The organism is Providencia sp. PROV119 (assembly GCF_028482435.1).
Classification (GTDB): domain Bacteria; phylum Pseudomonadota; class Gammaproteobacteria; order Enterobacterales; family Enterobacteriaceae; genus Providencia; species Providencia stuartii.
The window spans coordinates 1-1,391 of the sequence record NZ_JAMPQL010000053.1; the positions used below are offsets into that span (position 1 = coordinate 1).

2 pseudogenes are annotated in these 1,391 nt (G+C 49.5%); both read left to right on the forward strand.

What is annotated here, in order from left to right:
- Positions 1-307, forward strand: a pseudogene (locus PSF11_RS21130) (S-type pyocin domain-containing protein); the annotation flags it as partial.
- Positions 308-319: 12 nt separating this feature from the next.
- Positions 320-1,391 (forward strand): annotated as a pseudogene (locus PSF11_RS21135) (hypothetical protein); the annotation flags it as partial.

Genomic DNA, 1,391 nt, shown 5'->3' on the forward strand with positions numbered 1-1,391 from the left:
CCTGCAATTGGTGGATGATAAAGGACAACCATTAATTGGCGTGGCTTATACTTTATCCGAACGTGGCACAGGGCGCACCTTAGCGGGCAGCAGTGATACGCAAGGGCTAATACACGCCGAAGGCATGACGGCACGCCCGTATACTTTAACCCTTGAGCCGCAGTCACTGGCGGATGCACTGACCACCCTATCTCCTCCGACGGCGATTCAAGGCAAAGATAAATCGTTGAAAGATTTTTGTCGTGAACAGGGCTATCAACTCAGTGAGCAGCACCGCGCGGGTGAATTTAACACCGGATTGCCCTAGACCGTTCACCGTATGACGGCAGGGCAAATCAGCCGTTCAGCCCATTATCAACAGCGAGATGAAGGCTATCAACTGTGGTTCCCCTACGACCTCCACCGCGTGATAGCAATTAAACGCATTGCCGAACCGGTATTTGCCAAATCTATCTTGCGCGGCGAAGGCAATACAGATGCTGGTGATGCGGTCGAAGACTTGGCGAATTTTGGGGAGTGTGATTACAGTGCGTATACCTGTGGTATTCCGTCAGCAACTGAACAATCTGAGTCTGAAGCTAACTGGGTTTCATCCTTATTCAGTACCATTGGCAATGCACTCAATCCGATTGGGACTGCACAGGCATTTCCTTTCTTCGGTGGTTTGGGTGGGAGCATGGGAATGGGAGGAGCCTTAAGTGGTGGTGTTGCCGGTGCTGCTGTAGGGCAACAAGAGAACGATTTTGGTTGGGGTACAACACAACAGAGCTCAAGTAAGAACATTTCCAATGAGCTAGAACAAGTTTTGCGGGTATCATTTCCCGTCACCATGGACGGCAGGAAGATCTTTTTCGCTATGGTGGCTCACTATTATAAAGGCGATAGTTTAACCCAGCAGGATTTATTGGAAATTGCGGATATGGGGGGAACGGCACCGACACGTTTGCGAGTGGGTTTTGCCTCAACTGATAAAACCGCAGTCGCAATGGCAGCGGCATCACAGCTGATTGTTCTTCATACTGAGCCGGATAGTGATAAAGCGCAAGTTCCTGTGATTAAAGGTCAGCTGGCATCTGGAGCTGAAAGAATGGAAGTCATCAGCTTACCTGCGTATCAATCCCTTGGTCATGCACTCAGTCTGCTGGCGCCTATTGAAGTATACCGATTTGATGTGGATGGTGGTACTCAGCTGTATATGGGGGTAGCGGCGTCAGGCAAAATTATTAATATCTCAGCGCGGATTGATGATATTCCAAAAGGGCCGATATTCATGCAGGGCCTTCCCCTCTGCCACAAAAAGTCGATAAGCCTGAAGGGTTTGATATTCATGATTTCGATTATCGACCTGAGACACTGCCTGTTGCGGATGACGATATTGTCTGGCGGCATAC